The following is an 18,447-nucleotide window of genomic DNA, read 5'->3' as shown; positions in this document are numbered from 1 at the left end:
GCCTTCCTTTAGCATTGTTTACCATGAAACGCTTTAAACGCTTAAAGTGCCATTATACATATTTTCAGAGAAATACACCATTTGTATTTATAACCAGCCACGGTCTGAGCCCGCTAGTTAACAAGCCGCCCTTGGTCCTTCCAGTAGGCTTTCCTCAAATGCACCTTTTGGATCTTTCCGGAGCCGGTCTTCGGCAATTCTTCCACGAAAACGATAATGGTCGGCGCCTTAAAGTGTGCAAGCCGGCTGCGGGCAAACGTGATCAGCTCGTCCTCACTAGCCTCGTGCCCTTCCCGGAGCACGACGATGGCTTGCGGTGTTTCTCCCCATTTATCATGAGGGACTGCGATAACGGCTGCTTCCAGAACAGCGGGGTGATCATACAGCACACCCTCGACTTCGATGGAGGAGATGTTTTCCCCGCCAGAAATGATGATGTCTTTTTTCCGGTCGGCAATCTCAATATTGCCTTCCTCATCGACCACCGCCATATCTCCCGTATGGTACCAGCCGTTTCGGAGGACATGGTTCGTTTCCTCCGGGTTGTTCCAGTACCCTTCCATAACAGTGTTGCTGCGCACAACAATCTCGCCGATTTCATGGCTGTCATGGGCTACTTCGTCTCCGTCCTCATTGACGACCTTCACTTCACTACCAATAAATTCGTATCCCGCTTTCGATTTCAATCGGTATTTCTCATCACTCGTCAAATGATCCTGTGTGTCCCGGATGATGGACGTCGTAATGAGCGGCGAGGCTTCCGTCATGCCGTACACCTGGATAAACTCCCACTGCAGTTCTTCCTCAACCCGCTTCACGAAGGCTGGCGGCGGTGCCGAACCGGCAATGACAATACGGAGGTTGCTAACCTCTTTAACGGTCTCTTTCTTGTCCGCATACTGCAGAAGTCCATTCAGGACGGTCGGAGCCATATGCATGACCGAAACTCCATGATCGTTCACTTTTCTAAAAATCTCTTCAGGTACTACCTTTTTGAGGAAGACCTGTGTCGCTCCGTTCGCCGTAAAGTAAAAAGGCGAGCCCCAGCCGTTCACATGGAACATCGGAAGCACATGAAGCAGGACATCACGATCGGAAACCCGCAGATGATGCATAGATGTAAGCGCATGCAAAAAATTGCTCCGATGTGACAGCATAACCCCTTTCGGTTTGCCGGTCGTCCCGCTCGTATACAAAAGCGTCGCCAAGTCATTCTCATCGATCTCCGGACGTTCAACAGGTGCTGTGTCGAACTGATCCAGCCAGTTTTCATAGGGAATTAAACCGTTCCCTGCCCGTTCAAGACCATGCACTATAATGGCTTCAACCGTCGTTAACTGTTCTCGAATTGGCTCGATTTGGTTCACCAGTTCATGGTCAACAAGGAGTACTTTTGATCCGCTGTGATTCAGTATGTATAAATAATCTTCCGGCTTTAGCCTTGTGTTGAGCGGTACCATAACAGCCCCGATCTGCAGCACACCGTAAAATCCTTCATACATCTCGGACGTGTTCGGAGCAAGGTAAGCCACACGATCTCCTTTTCCAATCCCAGCTTCCATTAACCCGCGTGAAAGCTGGTTGACCCGGTTATTCACTTCACTGTATGTATAGGTTTGCTTTTCACCGATTATCGCAGCTTTCTTTCCATACAACTTTACCGCACGATCAAGAAATTGAGGCAACAGCATTGGTACATTCAACGAGTGATCCCTCCGTAACTTAAATAATTAGAAATTTTAGTCTATTATATCATAGTCTGTTATATAACAAGTAGGGTTAAGATATCTCTTAGAATACGATATTCCTTTTTCTTTTCATAAAATATTAAGTAATACTAGACATTACTTAATAGAACTCTTGTCGTTCTACAGCTTTCCCCTGCAAGCGGTACTTATGGGATTTGGCTCCGTAACGAACGATAAAAAATGAATTTAGACATATAAATTTACCTGCGGAAGCGTTGAAAAAGAGATCAACTTGTCAAAACCTTCATCAATAACCCTCTTCTGTGGATTAGGAAGCACTCCAGGCAGACCGTTACTTGCGATTCGACACTCTTTACTTGCGGAAACGAGGCTGTTACTTGCGGTTCGACAGAGTTTACTTGCGAAAATGCTCCTGTTACTTGGGGTTCGACAAGGTTTACTTGCAAAACACATCATTTTCATAAATGCGCCCACCTGATCCAACCCACCACACAAAAAAACCACCCAGCACCGCTGAATGGCTCCCTGCTAATCTATTACTCTTTCGCTTTTCCCCCAACTGCCCAGTGCTTCCCTTCAACCTCAGTAACGAGCACTCTGACCTGCTCCGGCTTCACGTTCAGCGTGCTGGCTGCCGATTCAGTCACACTCGCAATCATGTTCTGAATCTGCTCGTCGGATCGGCCTTTAATGATCTGCACCTGAATGATCGGCATCTCTATTTACAGGAGAACGATACGCTGCCGAGCTCGTCAAACGTGGCAATAATGGTGTCGCCCGGCTCAAAGGCAATGGCTTCTGATAAAGCGCCGCTCAGGACGATGTCGCCTTTTTTAAGGCCTTCGTTCCTCTCTCCCATCTTATTCACGCACCAGGCAACCGCTGCTGCCGGATGCCCGAGCACGGCCGCTCCAGCTCCTGTTGTGGCCACTTCGCCGTTTTTGGACATAACCATGCCGATATGGGCAAGATCCAACTTGTCTGGCGAGATCCACTTGCTTCCGGCTATGAACTTCGCAGACGAGCAATTATCCGCTACCACATCAACAAGCGTGAATTTAAAGTCCTTATATCGGCTGTCAATGATCTCGATGGCAGGTGCTATGTACTTGGTCGCCTTCAGTACATCCTCAGCCGTAACGTTTGTTCCCTGCAGATCCTCACCCATTAAAAAGGCGATTTCAGGCTCGGCCTTTGGATGAATTAGCTGGTTGAACCGAACAGGCTCCCATTCGTACGCGAGCATATCCGTGAGCAGAAAACCATAGATTGCCTCGTGAACGCCCATCATCTCCTGCTTCGCTTTGCTCGTTAAGCCAAGCTTAATCCCCGCTCTTCCTGCTCCCTGTTCCATCTTTTTTTCGATCAAAAGCTGCTGGATATCATACGCTTCATCTATGGCAAGGTCAGGATTCTGGTCCGTCAGCTTGATGACTTCACGGATATCGCGTTCTGCGCCCAAAAGATAGTCTACCATTTCATCCTGTCCTCTTTTTGTTACCGTCACGAATCACACCTCCTGTTTGGTCTTGGCCAGCTCGGCCGCTACATCAAGTATCATATCTTCCTGTCCCCCGACTGCCTTTCGCTTGCCAAGCTCTACTAAAATATCCCGTGAATCCAGTCCGAAACGAGCAGCTGCCCGTTCGGCGTGCAGAAGGAAGCTCGAGTAGACACCGGCATGCCCCATCACAAGACTGCCTTTACTGATCTCCTGCGGACGCGGCAGCATCGGTGCTACGATATCCTCCGCGAGGTCCTGCATTTTATAGAGGTCGATCCCCACATCAAGACCGAGGCGATCAAGTACAGCCAGCAATACCTCTGTCTGCGTATTCCCCGCTCCTGCCCCCAGACAGCGGACACTGCCATCAATCCGGGTCGCTCCTTCTTCAATAGCCACCAGTGTATTGGCCACGGCGACTGAGAGATTGTTATGGGCATGAAACCCGATCTCGATATCCAGCGACTGGCGAAGAGCGCTGATTCGTTCACGGACTTCGTGAGGCAGCAGGGCACCCGCGGAATCCGTCACATACACCGCCTGCGCGCCATAGCTTTCCATCAGCTTGGCCTGTTCGACCAGCTTTTCGACGGGAGCAGAGTGAGCCATCATCAAAAATCCGAAGGCTTCCATCCCAAGCTCTCGTGCCAGGTGAATATGCTGAGCAGAAACATCAGCCTCTGTAACATGAGTCGCCACACGAACGAGGCCTGCCCCTAGGTCACGAGCCTGTTTCAATTCATGAACCGTACCGATTCCAGGAATTAAGAGGACCGCAACTGTTGACGACTTACACGCCTCGACCGCTGTTTCAATCAGTGACATCTCATCCACTAGAGAACGCCCGTATTGCAGGGTTGAACCGCCGAGTCCATCCCCATGGCTTACCTCAATGTAATGCATGCCAGCCTCATCCAGCGCTTTTGCTACCTTCCACACCTGTTCTGCCGTGAACTGGTGCTTCATGACATGGCTGCCGTCACGAAGGCAAACTTCGGTCAATTTTATGGGCTTTTCGCTATTTCGTTTCATAGGTACCCTTCCTTTCCGGCGACTTCCCTTGTTCCATCCGGTGTTTGACGTATTGCTCCGCGACCCGGACTGCAGCTGCCGTCATGATATCAAGGTTGCCGGCATACGGAGGGAAATAATCTCCAGCCCCTTCCACCTCAAGAAAAACAGTGACCCGGTTGTCTTCAAACAACGGCTCTTGTTTTAAAAGATAGCCAGGCACATACGCTTGAACTTGAGAAACCATGTCATAGATGGACTGCCGGATTGCTTCTTCATCCATATTTTTAACCTCACAATACACCGTGTCTCTCATCAGAATCGGGGGATCGGCTGGGTTCATGATAATCAAAGCTTTTCCGCGGTCCGCCCCGCCTGCCTCTTCAATCCCTCTGCGGGTCGTAATCGTAAATTCATCAATGTTGGCCCGTGTTCCAGGTCCGGCGCTCTTGCTGGCGATCGTCGCTACGATTTCCCCATACTCCACATCTGCCACCCTGTTGATCGCGTGAATGATAGGAATCGTCGCCTGTCCCCCGCACGTGATCATATTTACATTTGATTCATCAAGATAACTGCCAAGGTTTACCGCAGGGCATACGAACGGTCCGCGTGCTGCCGGAGTGAGATCGACTGCAAACTTCCCCAGATCCTTCAGCACTTCTGCATGGCGCACATGAGCCTTGGCAGACGTTGCATCAAAAACGATGTCCGCAAGCTCAGGGTTTTCCAACAACCCCTGAATTCCGTTATCAAACGTGGTGTACCCCGCATCTTTAGCCCGCTTCAAACCATCTGATTCCGCATCAATACCAATGACAGCAGTCAGTTCGAGCCATTCACTTCGTGCAAGCTTGTACATGAGGTCCGTTCCGATGTTCCCCGAACCGATGATTGCTGCTTTTACCTTCTCCATAGCCTTTCTCCTTTCTTATGCAAAATGGACGGATACCCAGCCCAATGGACCGAATTCTGCCGTCACTGTATCTCCTGGCAAAACGTCAATGGCCGCCGATAAAGCACCTGGCAGAATGAGCTCGTTTGCTTTTAACGGAATGCCGAACTCGTAAAGCTTGTTGGCAAGCCAGGCGACCGCGTGAGCCGGGTGTCCAAGTGCTGCCGCTCCTGCCCCGGTTGCAATCAGCTCTTCATTTTTGAATAAAACCATGCTGGCACTTCTAAAATCAACCTCATCAATGGTTTTCTTCTTGTCACTAAGGACGACCTTTGCCGATGATCCGTTGTCTGCAACCGTATCCACGAGCTTGATTTTCCAGTCGGCGATGCGGCTGTCGATGATCTCAAGTGCTGGAACCACATAATCGGTTGCCATAAGTACATCTAAAAACGTCACGTTGGGCTGAAACAGCTCTTCTCGCAGCACAAAGCCGATTTCTGCTTCGACCCTTGGCTTGATCATGGAGTTAATTCTAACGGTCTCTCCATTTTTCACAGCCATATCATCAAACAAGTGGCCATAATCCGGTTCTGTCACACCGAGCATGTTCTGCATTGCTTTGCTCGTCAGGCCGACCTTCTTCCCGATCACTTTTCGGCCTTCTTCTGTCTTGCTTTTGGCGATCGCAAGCTGAATCTGATAGGCGTCCTCCACGGTAAGGTTCTCAAATCGTTCCGTCAGTGGAGCCACCGGCACGGTCGTGCGTTCAGCCTCAAGCAGTTCCCCTGCGAGCTGATCTATGAATTTTTGCATTGGCGTTTCATCCCTTCTCTATAAAATAAGGAACGAAAGGCATTTAGCACCTTTCGTCTCTTAGCTTTTTTCTAAAAAATTATGAAGGCTTTTGTTTAATTAGCTTCATTGCCAAGTTGATTGGAGTGGAAGGTGCGAGACTCCTGCGGGAGTAGCGTGACAGGTGAGACTACAGGCTCACCGCACGCCCCGCGGAAAGCGAGCATCCTGGAACGGAGATCAACCACTTCCAAGAGCAACAGAAGCTGCTGAAACAGCCTTATAATTTCATCGTGATCGTTTTTGCCTCGGTATAAAATTCGAAGCTGTGCCGGCCGCCTTCACGCCCGATCCCGCTTGCTTTCGAGCCGCCAAAAGGCGTTCTTAGGTCACGAATATACCAGCAATTGATCCAGAGCAGTCCTGAATCCACACCTGCCGTCACCCGCTGTGCCCGGCGGATATCGTTCGTCCAGACGACTCCTGCAAGGCCGTACATTGAATCATTGGCGATCCGAATGGCATCTTCTTCGGTTTTAAATGGAATAACCACAAGAACCGGACCGAAAATCTCTTCCTGGGCGACCCGCATGCTGTTGTCCACATCATAAAGGACGGTCGGCTCGTAAAAGTTACCATGCTCCAGCCCTTTAACCTGCTTGCCGCCGCATGCCAGCTTCGCCCCCTCAGTTAGCCCGATCTCTACATAGTTATGTACCGTTTCGAGATGGCTCTTTGAGACAACTGCGCCCATATCTGTCGTTTCATCGGTCGGATCGCCGACTTTAATTTTCTGAACAGCCACCGTAAACTTTTCCAAAAACTGATCATAGATGCTTTCCTGCAATAACAGGCGCGACCCCGCTAAGCAGATCTCCCCCTGGTTGCGGTAGATCGCATCAAGTGAACCTTGTACCGCTTCATCCAGGTCGGCATCTTCAAACACGATATTCGCTGATTTTCCGCCAAGCTCCAATGAAACTGGGATCAGGTTTTCCGCCGCATTGCGCATGATCGTTTTGCCTGTATTCGATTCACCCACAAATGAGATCCTGCGGACTGACGGATTGGTTGTCATCGCCGTGCCCATCGTGCTGCCCGGACCGGTAATTATGTTCAATACTCCCGGCGGCAGCCCGGCTTCGTTCGCAATCTCGCCGAGCATGACCGCACTAAGCGGTGTATAGGATGCCGGCTTTACAACGACCGTATTGCCTGCTGCAAGAGCGGCCGACGCTTTCCACGTCATCTGCATGAACGGAAGGTTCCACGGGATGATGAGGCTCGTAACCCCGGCCGGAGTATATTTAGCGTAGGACATGATATTGTGCTTGTCGTAATGCTCGTGAACCATGTATTTGGACATCTCGGCAAAAAAGCGGAAGTTGGAAGCGGCCCGCGGAATATCAAATCCACGGCTTTCTTTGATTGGCTTGCCAACATCAAGCGTTTCGACCATCGCGAGCTCGTCCACGTTCTCCATGATCAGGTCGGACATCCGGCATAGAATATCAGAGCGTTCCTCTACCGGCATCTTGCTCCAAACACCGCTGTCAAAAGCTTTCTTGGCCGATTCGATCGCACGCTCCGCATCTTCCGGACTTCCGTTCGCAACAGCTGCGAGCTTTTCATTGGTCGCCGGATTGATGGAGTCGAACGTGCTGCCGGAACGGGCCTCTACGTACTCGCCGTCAATAAAAAGAAGCGCGTCTTTCAGTGTTTTTTTATCAGCCGTCATTTCTTTCGTCATGTGTGAACCTCCTTACTCTTCGATCTCCAGAATCATCTCGATCTCAATCGCCGTATTGTTCGGAAGCTGTGCCATCCCGACGGCTGAACGCGCGTGTTTTCCTTTTTCGCCAAACACTTGAACGAGCAGATCCGACGCCCCGTTCATCACTTGGGGAGTCGCGGTAAAATCCTCTGTACAGTTCACCATGCCAAGTATCTTCACGACACGCTTCACTCTGCTCAACTCACCAAGCTCCTGCTTCACGACACTGAGAAGATTCAGCATCGACTGTTGGGCGGCCAAATATCCTTCTTCAATCGTTAGTTCCCGGCCCAGTTTGCCATGATACTGATCAACACCCTGACCGGATGTAAAAAGAAGGCTTCCGGTTCTTACACAGCTCACATAGTTTCCGACTGCCGTCCGGACAGGAGCGAGGGTCAGCCCGAGCTCCTCCAGCTTACTCTCCGGATTTTGCACTGTTTGCAAGAACTGCACCCCGTTTCCCGAGTTCCAAATTTAAAAACCGTGCTGCATTCTCACCAAGCATGCCGCGTTTCTGCTCAGCTGTTAACTCGAGCGTTTCATCGATCACCTTGCCAGGATTGATTTCACGCAGCAAAAACGGATAATCCGAACCCATGAAAATTTTCTCGAAGCCAAACCGCTCCATCATATATTTGATGTTCAGCGGATCGTAGTTTAACGAATCAAAATAAAACTGTTTGGCATAATGGCTCGGCGGATGAGTCGTCAGCCTGAGGTGCGGCCAGACGTTCCAGCCTTGATCCAGTCTTGGAATGAGGTAAGGAAACGAACCGCCTCCATGGGCAAAACAGATCTTCAGACGCGGATGCTTCTCCATAATGCCGCTCCAGATGAGCGAGGCCGCTGCAAGCGCCGTCTCACTCGGCATGCCTACCGTATACATGAAGTTATGGTTCGGCATCCGATCCCGTCCGAGCGTCTCCCACGGGTGGATGAAGATTGGCACTTCCCATTTTTCTGCCATCTCAAAAAATAGCAGAAATGACGGATCATCCAAGTTCTTGCCGTTGACGTTCGTTCCGATCTCAATGCCATACAGACCAAGTTCATTGATGCAGCGTTCCATCTCCCGGACGGCGGTTACACTCTCCTGCATCGGGACCGTCCCTAAGCCGACAAAACGGTCCGGGTGCTTTGCGGCCGTTTCTGCAATAAAATCGTTCTGAATCTTTGCCATCTCGATTGCAGCTTCCGGATTCGCCCAGTACGAGAACGTGACCGGAATCGGGGACAGCACCTGAATATCAACGCCTTCCCGGTCCATGTCCTGAATTCGTTTTTCCGGCGACCATACCTGGTCCGTCACATCCCGAAAATTTTTTCCACCCACCATGATGGACGCACCGCACGCACACGTCCGGTTCAGCACCGGCCAGCGCTCTCCGCCGTATTTTTCCGTAAAATCCGGAAAGCTCTCCGGAATGATATGGGTGTGAAAATCTATTCGCACTTCCATTCCTCCACGTTTTCCGGCATGTGGTGGCCGCAATTCTTGCACAAGCGGACTTCCGCATCTGAATTAAAGCTATGGATTGCTTCTTTCACTTGTTTTTCAATATCGTTCAGCTGTACGGTCACCCGGTGCATCTCATGGTTGCACTCATCACAGAACCAGACGAAATCCTCTAGTTCTCCTTCTGCACGCTTGCGCTCGATGACGAGTCCGTACGTGTCCGCTACACGGTGAGGAGAATGTGGAACCATCGCAGGCAGCATGAACACTTCACCTTCTTTTACTGTAACGACCTTTCTTGCCCCGTCTTCCGTAATGCACTCGACATAACAGTCGCCTTTGATCTGGTAAAAGAACTCGTCTGAAGGGTCGACGTGAAAATCACGCCGGCGGTTCGGTCCGCCGATGATCATGCAGATGAACTCAGAATCCTGCCAGAGCACTTTGTTGTTCACAGGCGGTTTTAACGCATCCTTATTTTCCTCGATCCATTTAAGCAGATTAAAAGAAAACAGTCGTTCAGCCGTCTTTGTCATTTGGTATTCCTCCCGAATTTTTAATAGAAATACTAGACTTCGATATATCCAAGCTCTTTTGATAGAGTGTTAGCCGTGAGCAGTAGATGCTCCAGAATCCCTTTGCTGTCGCGGCCCTGCATATAAAATGGCTCCCCGACAATGTTCAGTGACGCAATGGTATGGCCGGAGTAGGAGCGGATGGGGGCAGCCACGCCGTACAAACCAAGTTCATTTTCGTTATCGCTCACGGAATAGCCGCGCTTTTTCACTTCCTGAAGCTCGGTTTGCAGCTGAGCCGCACATGTGATGGTATTCGGAGCCCGCTGCACAAGCCCCTTCTCCACGGTGACCTTCACCATGGGAGGGTTTGAGGATAATAGAATCTTTCCTGAGCTCGTGCAGTAGGCAGGCTTTCTTGAACCGACATACGTCGGAATTTCCCGGCTTTCTTTAGGGCTGGCTTTCAGGACAAACACGACCTCTCCTTGATCAAACATGCCGATATGAACCGCCCCGTTAAAACGGCGGATGAGCCCTTCCACAATTGGGAAAGCTCCGCTCAGCATTTCCTTCTGATACATGACCCGGTTGCCCCATTCGAGCAGCTTCCATCCTAGCCTGTATTTTTTCTGGCTGTCCTTGATGAGCATGCCTTCCTGGCACAGGGTATGCAGCAGATGGTGGACAGAACTCGGGTTTAAATCAAGCTTTGTAGCAATGTCGAGGTTCCCCAGCACCGGTTCTTCATCCGTAAAACAGTTCAAGATTCTAGCAATCTTCTGAACAGATCCAATCACATCTCTTCCCCCTTCGCTTCTTTAAAACGGTAAGCTCTGGGCTGCCGGCCATTTCTTATTGCATTACTGTATCAGCGTCAGCGATCCCCTCCTCTTTTTCAGAATGGATAGCTTTTGCCGTTTCCCTGGCCCGGTCTGCCTCATGTAAAGCCTGGTCCACCAATGGGAATGCGTTCTTGCGTTTATGGTTGTTGTAAAAGATGGCCCGCTTTCGGATCGGGTCTCCCGTGTAATAACGTTCATACTGCAGTGCACGCTGTCCAAACGCTTCTCCTGACAGATCCCATGCGAGTTTAAAGATGCGCACACGGTCAATGGACGAAACGCCTTCACGTCCAACATAGTAACGATCCATATCCTCTCTTAACTCCGGATTTTCAAAATCATAGCCTGACGGTGACATGAGCAATCCCCCGGCACCAATGATCTGGATGACTTCGATGGCACGCGGATAAAAGGTTGGCAGCAAGCCGCGGATGGTCTCCAGCGGAGCGGCCGCCGGCATGTACTCGCCAGAAGGCGTAACCTCACATTCATATTCAGAAACACGCAGCAAGGCACGAATCGTTTCCACGCTTTGAATGAGTTCCCCAAGATCGTTCTGTACGTTCAAATACACATCAACCCCGATGGAATCCGCTAAACGGCAGGCGACATCCACAGCGAACGACAGCTTGGCGAGCCCACGAACGCCTGACTGATGTGCAGGCTGCTGGGCGATCCCTGTTTTCGGATAAAGCAAGTTCGCCGCTTCCACGTTATTGTGGATAAACACACGGTCCCAAGGAACAAGGACATCATTGAACACAAGGAGTGCATCCATTTCCTCAAAACGGGAAGCCAGCGGATGGTCGAACAGTGAACGTTTGCCGTCCTGCATCGGCTCACGGCAGATGATGCGGAGTCCCTGTGTATCAATCGGAAGCGCAAATGCCAGTGCATACCGCTCATCTCCCGGTTTGAAGCCTGGGAACGAATACACGATGACTTCATCTGTAATTGGAGCAAGTGTCGCAAGCATTTTCGCTCCCCGAACAAGCAGTCCTTCCGGCGTCTCCTCCACTGCTCCAAGGTGAGTGAATGCATCTTTTTGTTCATGCGATGTTTTGCTTCGGTCATTTTGCGGGTTGATGATCGCATGCGTAAGGAACAAGTCGTTATCCCGGATGTATCGGTAGTAATTTTGAATGTTAACGGACCATTCCGGATTGTACTTGTCCAGGAACCAGGAGTTGCTCGCCATCCCGGTGACCACGACGTTCAAAAAGTCCGGTGTTCTTCCCATCAGACCGTATGTAGCGTTAGCATATGCTTCAAACAAGCTGCGCCTTGCCATAACGTCCTCAAGCTTGCGCGGCACGAGAAACGCGTTGGATACACGCTCGCCCGTCTCTTCACAAACATGCGTGATCTTTTCCTGCTGATCAGGATCATGCTGCATATCATACAGCTTCGCGATCTCCAGGATTGGCTGGCGCAAAACAGGCTCGTTGACAATATCCGTCACTTTCCTGCCCTCCAGCCAAATCTCAGGCTGACGGGACTTTAACCCGTCGATATACTGAGCTCCCGTTCGGATTCCCATAGCACTTCCTCCTTCATTTTCTATAGCCTGTCCACACTATAGATGAAAGCGCTTTCTAAACTCAATGAGGTAATTTCATATTATGAAAGTCTAAGATATTTTTTCGCTAAATTTGAATCGTAGAATGGGTGGAATTGAAGTTTTTTAATGTAGAAAAAAGAGGTGTCGGGTAAATTTTAGCACAGGACGTTGGCGGTTTTGGGCGGAATCGTTCGACAATTTTTGGCGAAATGGCGTGGTTCTGGAGGGTATGAGAAAGCCTGTAGGGTGTGCGGTATTGAATTACTTGCGATTATACCCTGTTTACTTGCGAAAACCGCTCCGTTACTTGCGACTTTACATAGTTTACTTGCAAAAATCGACCAGTTACTTGCGGTTCGACATAGTTTACTTGCAAAACACATCATTTTCATAAAATATGCCCCCTTATTACAAAGATGCAAAAGGTACAGATTGAACCCATTCCCCACGTCTAGTATAGTTTAAATAAAAAGGAGGCTGTGTGATGAGGAGTTCTAACCCTAGTTTAAAAGATTCCACGTTTTCCAAGCTGAGAGGGCAAGGGATCGACCGCCCGATGACCCTTCAGGGGACGGTTAATAAAACGTTCATCCTGCTCGTCTTATTATGTGCGACTGCCTTTTACACGTGGAATCAATATTTTGATGGAAAACAGGTGGCTCCGCTTCTGCTCGCAGGAGTCATCGGAGCTTTCATTGTTTCGCTGATCACCATTTTTGTTCCAAAGGCATCACCCTTTTTAGCACCGCTGTATGCGATGCTGGAAGGTCTGGCTCTTGGCGGCATAAGTGCCATGTATGAGGCAAAGTTTTCAGGCATTACCACGCAAGCAGTTTTACTCACATTCAGCGTGCTCTTTGCGCTTTTGATCGTATACAAATTGGGCTTGATCAAAGTCACGAAAAATTTCAGGCTTGGCGTCATGTCAGCCACTCTGGGGATTGCCATCGTTTACCTGATTGATTTTGTTCTTCGCTTTTTCGGGCTTCATGTTCCTTTTATTCATGAAACTGGTGTAGTCGGCATTATCATCAGTCTGGTTATTGTCGGCGTAGCCGCTCTCAATCTTGTGCTTGATTTTGATTTTATTGAAAGAGGCGTTGAACAAAGAGCGCCAAAATATATGGAATGGTACGCAGGATTTGGGTTAATGCTTACACTCGTCTGGCTGTATCTTGAAATGCTCCGCCTGCTGTCCAAACTTAAGAACTAAAAAAACCTGCTGCGGCAGGTTTTTTTTGTGTCATTAGCTAAGGACAACCCCTGCAGAACTGGCGCCTGAAGTAATTAATCTGGCGCCTGAGCTAAATAATCTAGCGGCATCCATTTTTAGCCTTCATCCACTCAAAAAAAAGAAGGGGCTGTCCTGAAAGTCGAAAATTGACCTTCAGGCAGCTCCTTTGACGTGAAAAATCTTCAATGAAAAGTTGATTGGAGTGCAAGGTGCGAGACTCCTGCGGGACTAGCGTGACAGGTGAGACTCCCGCAGGCGCTTGCGCCAAAAAGTAGGCGTTCACGCCGGTAAGGCTCACCGCACGCCCCGCGGAAAGCGAGCAGCCTGGAGCGGAGATCAACAGCTACCAGACTTCTTGGACAGCCCCCTCTTTTCCTGCTTCATTACGCATCCTGGCTCAGTGGGAAGCCATCTTGCTGGGACATCTTCACCCGCTGGCGTTTTGATTTTCTGAAATGAAGCAGCTCATAGAAGACCGGGACGATGACAAGCGTTAAAATGGTTGCACCTGTCAGTCCACCGATAACAACGACAGCAAGTGATTTTGAAACGAGGCTGCCGTCTTCGGATTGAGAGAACAGAAGCGGAAGCATCGCAAAAATCGTAGCGACCGCTGTCATGATAACTGGGCGTAAGCGTGTACCGCACGCCTCGATGATCGCGTCGCGAATGATCATGGTTTCTTCGTTCTGCTTCACGCGGTCGATAAGTACGATCGCGTTCGTGATGACGATACCGATCAGCATGAGTCCGCCGATTAATGCAGTCGGATCAGCTGGCACGCCTGAAATCAGGAGGCCGAGAACCGCACCGATGGAAGCTAGCGGAAGCGTCATTAAAATCGCGAGCGGCGCACGGAACGTTTTAAACGTAATGACCATAATGAGGTACACGATTAAAATGGAAGCGAGCATCGTCAGACCAAGATCAGCAAAATCGCTGGACTGCTGCTGTGCCGCTCCGCCCTGCTCCAGGCTGACGCCTTTTGGCAAGTCGACTTTTTTCACTTTCTTATCAATTGCTGCGGATACAACTGACAGCTTTTCAGGTTTCACTTCCGCAGAAATGCGGATGAACGGTTTGCCGTCTTTATGAAGCTCGGTGCTTGGTTTATCTTCCTCTGTAATCTGAGCAACTTTGGAAAGAGGCAGAATACCCTGGGCTGTCTGGATGGAAAGATCCTCCAGGTCAGATGCCTTTGAAGGGTTGATTCCTGCGTTCAGCAGCACCGGTGTTGATTTCCCATCCAGCGTAATGGATCCGATCGGCATTGGCTGAATAAGAGAAGCCACCTGCTGTGCAGCCTGCTGGGTGTTCATTTTTTCAGTGTCTACTTTGACGGTATAGACAGGAGCAGTTTTTTCCTGGTTGCTTGAGACCTTCTTCACTCCGTCTACATCTTTTATCACACTCATTAGTTCTTTAGAGGAACTCATGATTTCATCCGGGTCATTCCCGCTGATATCATACGTGATGGCAGAACCACCGGATCCGCTGCCGAACATTGATCCGGCAGAAGCGGTAATGGTTACTCCGTTTTCGTCTTTCTTCAGTTCTTTTACCTTTTTGATGTAATTATCGGCGCCGCCCTTTTCTTTCATGATGACGGTAAATTTGACCGTATCCGGGGTGCTGACCTGACCGTATTTCGCTTCGTCTTCACTGGCTCCATACTGAGTGATCAAATAATCATAGCCCTTGATATCAGCCAGCTTCTCTTCAAAGGCAACCATGCGATCTTTAATGTCGTCTGCCGGCGTGTTGCTCGGGAACTCCATATTGACGGCAACCATGCTGGCATCCTCTGCACTGACAGCTCCCTTCGGCAAGGAAACATACAATCCAAGCGAGCCGACAAGTACAACAATTGCGATAATGATCGGAACATATTTATGGTTAAGCGACCATTTTAAAACATTCAAATAACGCTTTGGCTCGGAGTGGGCAGGAAGCTTCATCTTCTTCAGCATGCCCTGGCTCAATAACGGTACGACGGCCAATGCTACTAAAAGAGAAGCAAGTAGCGAATACGTCACCGTAAGACCGAACGGCAATAAAAATTCTTTTAGGGAGCCGTTGACGAGGCCCATTGGCAGGAACACGGCGACTGTAATCAAGGTTGATGAAGTAATGGCCCGTGATACTTCAGCCGTTGCTGCCATGACATTTTCTTTCGTAAATGCTTTGCTTTGGCTTCGTCTGAAAATATTTTCAACGACCACGATGCTGTCATCAACAAGCCGTCCGACAGCCACCGCCACTCCTCCCAGAGTCAGGATGTTCAGTGTAACCCCTGACAGCCAGAGCAGAAGAAGTGTGATCGCCAGCGAAAGCGGGATGGATACGATCGTCACGAGGGTCGGCTTCACTCTTCTCAAGAAAACAAGAATGACTAGAGTCGCAAACAATGCTCCGAGCAGTACTTCCTTCATCATACTGTTTACGGAGTTTTCCACCATGTCTCCAGTCGTAAATACCGTACTGGCTTTTACACCCGGAAAGTCTTTATTGATTTTTTTCACGGTTGCCTTCACATCTTTACTGGCTGTCACAGCACTTGCACTGTTGTCTTTGAAAACAGTGATGGCCAGGCTTTCTTTTCCGTTAATGCGCATCACCGTGTTCTCAGTTTTTTTCAGATTAATAGATGCGATATCTTTTAAATGGATGACTGGTGCTTTTGGATTCATCACTTGAACCGGAACGACCAGCTTTTCCAACGCACTGACGGATGTTAGATTGTCCGTCACATTGATCGTACTTTTCTTGCCGTCAATCGTTGCGCCGCCTGCAGTTACCGAGGCGTTTTGTCCTTGAAGAACACTCATCACGCTATTGACGGGTATGTTTTTCTCTTTCATTTTTTTCGTATCCAGCTTCACTTCTACACGGGAATTGTTTTCCCCGAAAATACTGGCTTGGGAAATGCTTTTCTTATTTTCAAAAAGAGGGAGCAGCGTCTTTTTTGCCTTTTCCATATTTGCCTTGGTCAGTCCGTCAGCAAACGTAAAGGAGATCTGCCCGACCGGTATCATGGAAGTGTTGAGCTGTGATACTAGTGGTTTGCCGACCGTTTCAGGAAACTGCAGTCCGCTGACCGCCTCCTGAACCTCTCTTTTTGCGTCTTTCATATTTGTTTTCGAATCAAAGTTAATCGTAATCTGAGAATAGCCGTCCCCTGTCGTCGAAAGAACTGACGACTTTCCTTTTACCCCTGAAACGGCCTGTTCCACTGGCTCGGTTACTTTGTCTGTCATGGATCCTGCATCATATCCCTGCCCGAGCGTCACGACGCTTACCTGCGGATTATCCGCTTCCGGCAAAAATTCCATCGGCAGACGGAAATAGCTCACCGTCCCGATAATGAGCGCAATAATGACAAGCAATGTCACCGACGCTTTATTCCGAAAAGCCCATTTTGTTATAAACTGCATACGTTTCCCACCATTCCCCATTTAATTTGTTATAGAGCTGTTAGAACAAACTACCCCTTTGTTTGTTCATCCTCCCCTATGTATGACGGACTGTCTGCCTCATTTGTTCACATTCTTCAAGCAGACTAAATGCCCATATACAGTATACTTACATTTTATGGATATATAAACCAAAAAAGTAAATATACCTTTAAAATTCATAACATTAGTTTACTTGCTGGCCGATTTTTCCATAATGTCCTCCGGCTGTATTTCCACATACGACTTGAGGCGTATTTACAGGTTTTGTGGGACAAATGCGTCGAAAACAGTCGATTAGCGTCGGGCATATCCTGTTCGATAATAAAATCAGCTGTTTCGATAATATATTGACTTTTTCGATAATAAAACGAGAATTTCGATAAAATATTTGGTGTTTTCGATAATTAAATTTCCGCAACATCAAATCACAGAAGAAAAAAACTAAATTTTCTCTGAAATCAAGTGCTAAATGACCTCCTGAACCCTCCTAAAGCTGCTTAAAACGCGAGTGAAAGCTTCACGAAGAAAAAATCACTTGAAAATCCTCATTTTATCACCAAAAACAGCGCTAAAATCATCCACATTGCCTTCATTACACGCGTTAAAGGATCGCCTGCTCAGCCCAGTTGAAGTTCCCACAAAAAAAGACCATCCAGACATCGTCTGAATGGTCTCTCCACTATTCTAAAGCACCCAATGCCTGATCGCCTGGGCGACACCATCTTCCACGTTGGTGCCTGTCACCCAGTCGGCCGCTTGTTTTACAACGTCCTGAGCATTGCCCATCGCCACGCCAATCCCGGCTTCCGTAATCATTGCGATATCGTTCAGGCTGTCGCCCATCGCGATCACATGACCCATCGTGATGCCAAGCTCCTGGCACACTCGGTTGAGCGCCCGTGCTTTGTTGATTCCAACTGCGTTAACCTCGATGTTCGTGAGACTTGAGTTACTGATCTCGAGCTCCTTGTTCTTCGAGAGTTCCTCGAGTACGAGCTTCCGAACCTCATCATCGGCAATGTTGAAGCCGAATTTCAGCCACTCCATCTCTGCGCAGTTTTCCGGAAAATTTTCGCGCCATACCTTATCCGTCGACACGGCCCAAAACTGTGCACCATGTTTTTTCGTTAACTCCATCATTGCCTCGATATGATCGTTATGAAGCAGAGTCCGCTCGACAAGGCTGCCTTTGCTGTCCCATACCTCACTGCCGTTTACCGTTACAAGATAAGAATTAAGTTCTAACGATTTTGCATAGTCCCGGCACGTCAAAAGCGAACGGCCTGTGCTGAGGACAACATGCACGCCCTTTGCCTGAGCCTCTCGAATCGCCTGCCGGTTCCCTTCAGAGATCTCCAGCTGTTCATTCAATAATGTTCCGTCCATATCCAGGGCAATAAGCTTAATTTCCTTTTGTTCCACTCCCACTCATAACATCCCTTTCTTCGTTTCGCTACCCACAGATTAGCATAAAATGCACAATATTTCTTACGTTAGGGCTTTTCAGCCAGACCCCTGCTACTTATACCTATGAATGAAAGGAAGGAACCATTCTGGTTAAACACTTGTTTAAACCAGAAATAAAAAAAGGGGCTGTCCAGAAAGTCGAAAATTGACCTTCAGGCAGCCCCTTTTTGGCTTGAAAAATCTTCAATGAAAAGTTAATTGAAGTGGAAGATGCGAGACTCCT

17 protein-coding genes are annotated in these 18,447 nt (G+C 49.0%); 1 reads left to right on the top strand and 16 read right to left on the bottom strand.

Annotated features, from left to right (window positions below; all coding sequences use genetic code 11):
- Nucleotides 1-113: 113 nt before the first annotated feature.
- The 13 genes from AR335_RS15110 to AR335_RS15050 form a co-directional block, all read right to left on the bottom strand.
- The gene (locus tag AR335_RS15110; RefSeq protein WP_062237448.1) at nucleotides 114-1,703 is read right to left on the bottom strand and encodes a long-chain-fatty-acid--CoA ligase; all 1,590 of its coding nucleotides are present in this window, start codon (nucleotides 1,701-1,703) and stop codon (nucleotides 114-116) included.
- A gap of 542 nt (nucleotides 1,704-2,245) precedes the next feature.
- Complete coding sequence (locus AR335_RS15100; RefSeq protein WP_062237443.1) at nucleotides 2,246-2,425, bottom strand: 2-hydroxymuconate tautomerase family protein; 180 nt, start codon at nucleotides 2,423-2,425, stop codon at nucleotides 2,246-2,248.
- Between the two features lie 2 nt (nucleotides 2,426-2,427).
- Entirely contained in the window at nucleotides 2,428-3,186 is a 759-nt protein-coding gene (locus AR335_RS15095; protein WP_062238000.1) for a 2-keto-4-pentenoate hydratase, read from the bottom strand.
- Nucleotides 3,187-3,219: 33 nt separating this feature from the next.
- Nucleotides 3,220-4,245 carry a 4-hydroxy-2-oxovalerate aldolase gene (dmpG, locus tag AR335_RS15090; RefSeq protein WP_062237441.1) on the bottom strand — a complete coding sequence of 342 codons (1,026 nt, stop codon included), beginning with the start codon at nucleotides 4,243-4,245 and terminating at the stop codon, nucleotides 3,220-3,222.
- The gene (locus tag AR335_RS15085) at nucleotides 4,232-5,140 is read right to left on the bottom strand and encodes an acetaldehyde dehydrogenase (acetylating) (protein WP_062237439.1); all 909 of its coding nucleotides are present in this window, start codon (nucleotides 5,138-5,140) and stop codon (nucleotides 4,232-4,234) included. Before AR335_RS15085 ends, dmpG begins: the two co-directional genes overlap by 14 nt.
- Nucleotides 5,141-5,155: 15 nt before the next feature.
- Nucleotides 5,156-5,935, bottom strand: coding sequence for a 2-keto-4-pentenoate hydratase (locus AR335_RS15080; protein WP_062237437.1), 780 nt, complete (start codon nucleotides 5,933-5,935; stop codon nucleotides 5,156-5,158).
- A gap of 95 nt (nucleotides 5,936-6,030) precedes the next feature.
- A complete protein-coding gene (locus tag AR335_RS24200; protein WP_156419018.1) occupies nucleotides 6,031-6,174 on the bottom strand; it encodes a hypothetical protein in 144 nt (47 codons plus the stop codon).
- A gap of 20 nt (nucleotides 6,175-6,194) precedes the next feature.
- The gene (locus AR335_RS15075) at nucleotides 6,195-7,664 is read right to left on the bottom strand and encodes an aldehyde dehydrogenase (protein ID WP_062237435.1); all 1,470 of its coding nucleotides are present in this window, start codon (nucleotides 7,662-7,664) and stop codon (nucleotides 6,195-6,197) included.
- 12 nt (nucleotides 7,665-7,676) lie between these two features.
- Nucleotides 7,677-8,135 carry a RidA family protein gene (locus AR335_RS15070; protein ID WP_053356786.1) on the bottom strand — a complete coding sequence of 153 codons (459 nt, stop codon included), beginning with the start codon at nucleotides 8,133-8,135 and terminating at the stop codon, nucleotides 7,677-7,679.
- The gene (locus AR335_RS15065; protein WP_062237433.1) at nucleotides 8,107-9,150 is read right to left on the bottom strand and encodes an amidohydrolase family protein; all 1,044 of its coding nucleotides are present in this window, start codon (nucleotides 9,148-9,150) and stop codon (nucleotides 8,107-8,109) included. Before AR335_RS15065 ends, AR335_RS15070 begins: the two co-directional genes overlap by 29 nt.
- Nucleotides 9,135-9,683 carry a 3-hydroxyanthranilate 3,4-dioxygenase gene (gene nbaC / locus AR335_RS15060; protein ID WP_053356784.1) on the bottom strand — a complete coding sequence of 183 codons (549 nt, stop codon included), beginning with the start codon at nucleotides 9,681-9,683 and terminating at the stop codon, nucleotides 9,135-9,137. The genes AR335_RS15065 and nbaC overlap by 16 nt, the downstream gene beginning before the upstream one ends.
- Before the next feature lie 32 nt (nucleotides 9,684-9,715).
- Nucleotides 9,716-10,462: an IclR family transcriptional regulator gene (locus AR335_RS15055; protein WP_062237431.1), complete on the bottom strand. Its 747-nt coding sequence runs from the start codon at nucleotides 10,460-10,462 to the stop codon at nucleotides 9,716-9,718.
- A gap of 55 nt (nucleotides 10,463-10,517) precedes the next feature.
- Entirely contained in the window at nucleotides 10,518-12,047 is a 1,530-nt protein-coding gene (locus tag AR335_RS15050) for a 4-hydroxyphenylacetate 3-hydroxylase family protein (RefSeq protein WP_062237429.1), read from the bottom strand.
- 505 nt (nucleotides 12,048-12,552) lie between these two features.
- Between AR335_RS15050 and AR335_RS15040 the strand changes: the two genes are divergently transcribed.
- Nucleotides 12,553-13,281 (top strand): Bax inhibitor-1/YccA family protein, encoded by a 729-nt coding sequence (locus tag AR335_RS15040; protein ID WP_062237425.1) that lies wholly within the window; start codon nucleotides 12,553-12,555, stop codon nucleotides 13,279-13,281.
- Between the two features lie 100 nt (nucleotides 13,282-13,381).
- Here AR335_RS15040 and AR335_RS24195 read toward each other — a convergent pair whose 3' ends face one another.
- The 3 genes from AR335_RS24195 to AR335_RS15030 form a co-directional block, all read right to left on the bottom strand.
- Nucleotides 13,382-13,642: a hypothetical protein gene (locus AR335_RS24195; RefSeq protein WP_156419017.1), complete on the bottom strand. Its 261-nt coding sequence runs from the start codon at nucleotides 13,640-13,642 to the stop codon at nucleotides 13,382-13,384.
- Between the two features lie 43 nt (nucleotides 13,643-13,685).
- Nucleotides 13,686-16,736 carry an efflux RND transporter permease subunit gene (locus AR335_RS15035; protein ID WP_062237423.1) on the bottom strand — a complete coding sequence of 1,017 codons (3,051 nt, stop codon included), beginning with the start codon at nucleotides 16,734-16,736 and terminating at the stop codon, nucleotides 13,686-13,688.
- Between the two features lie 705 nt (nucleotides 16,737-17,441).
- A complete protein-coding gene (locus tag AR335_RS15030; RefSeq protein WP_062237998.1) occupies nucleotides 17,442-18,143 on the bottom strand; it encodes a Cof-type HAD-IIB family hydrolase in 702 nt (233 codons plus the stop codon).
- Nucleotides 18,144-18,447 lie beyond the last annotated feature (304 nt).

Origin of the sequence: Fictibacillus sp. FJAT-27399 (genome assembly GCF_001510655.1) — a bacterium.
Lineage (GTDB): Bacteria > Bacillota > Bacilli > Bacillales > Fictibacillaceae > Fictibacillus_C > Fictibacillus_C marinisediminis.
This window is presented reverse-complemented; position numbering and strand designations above follow the sequence as displayed.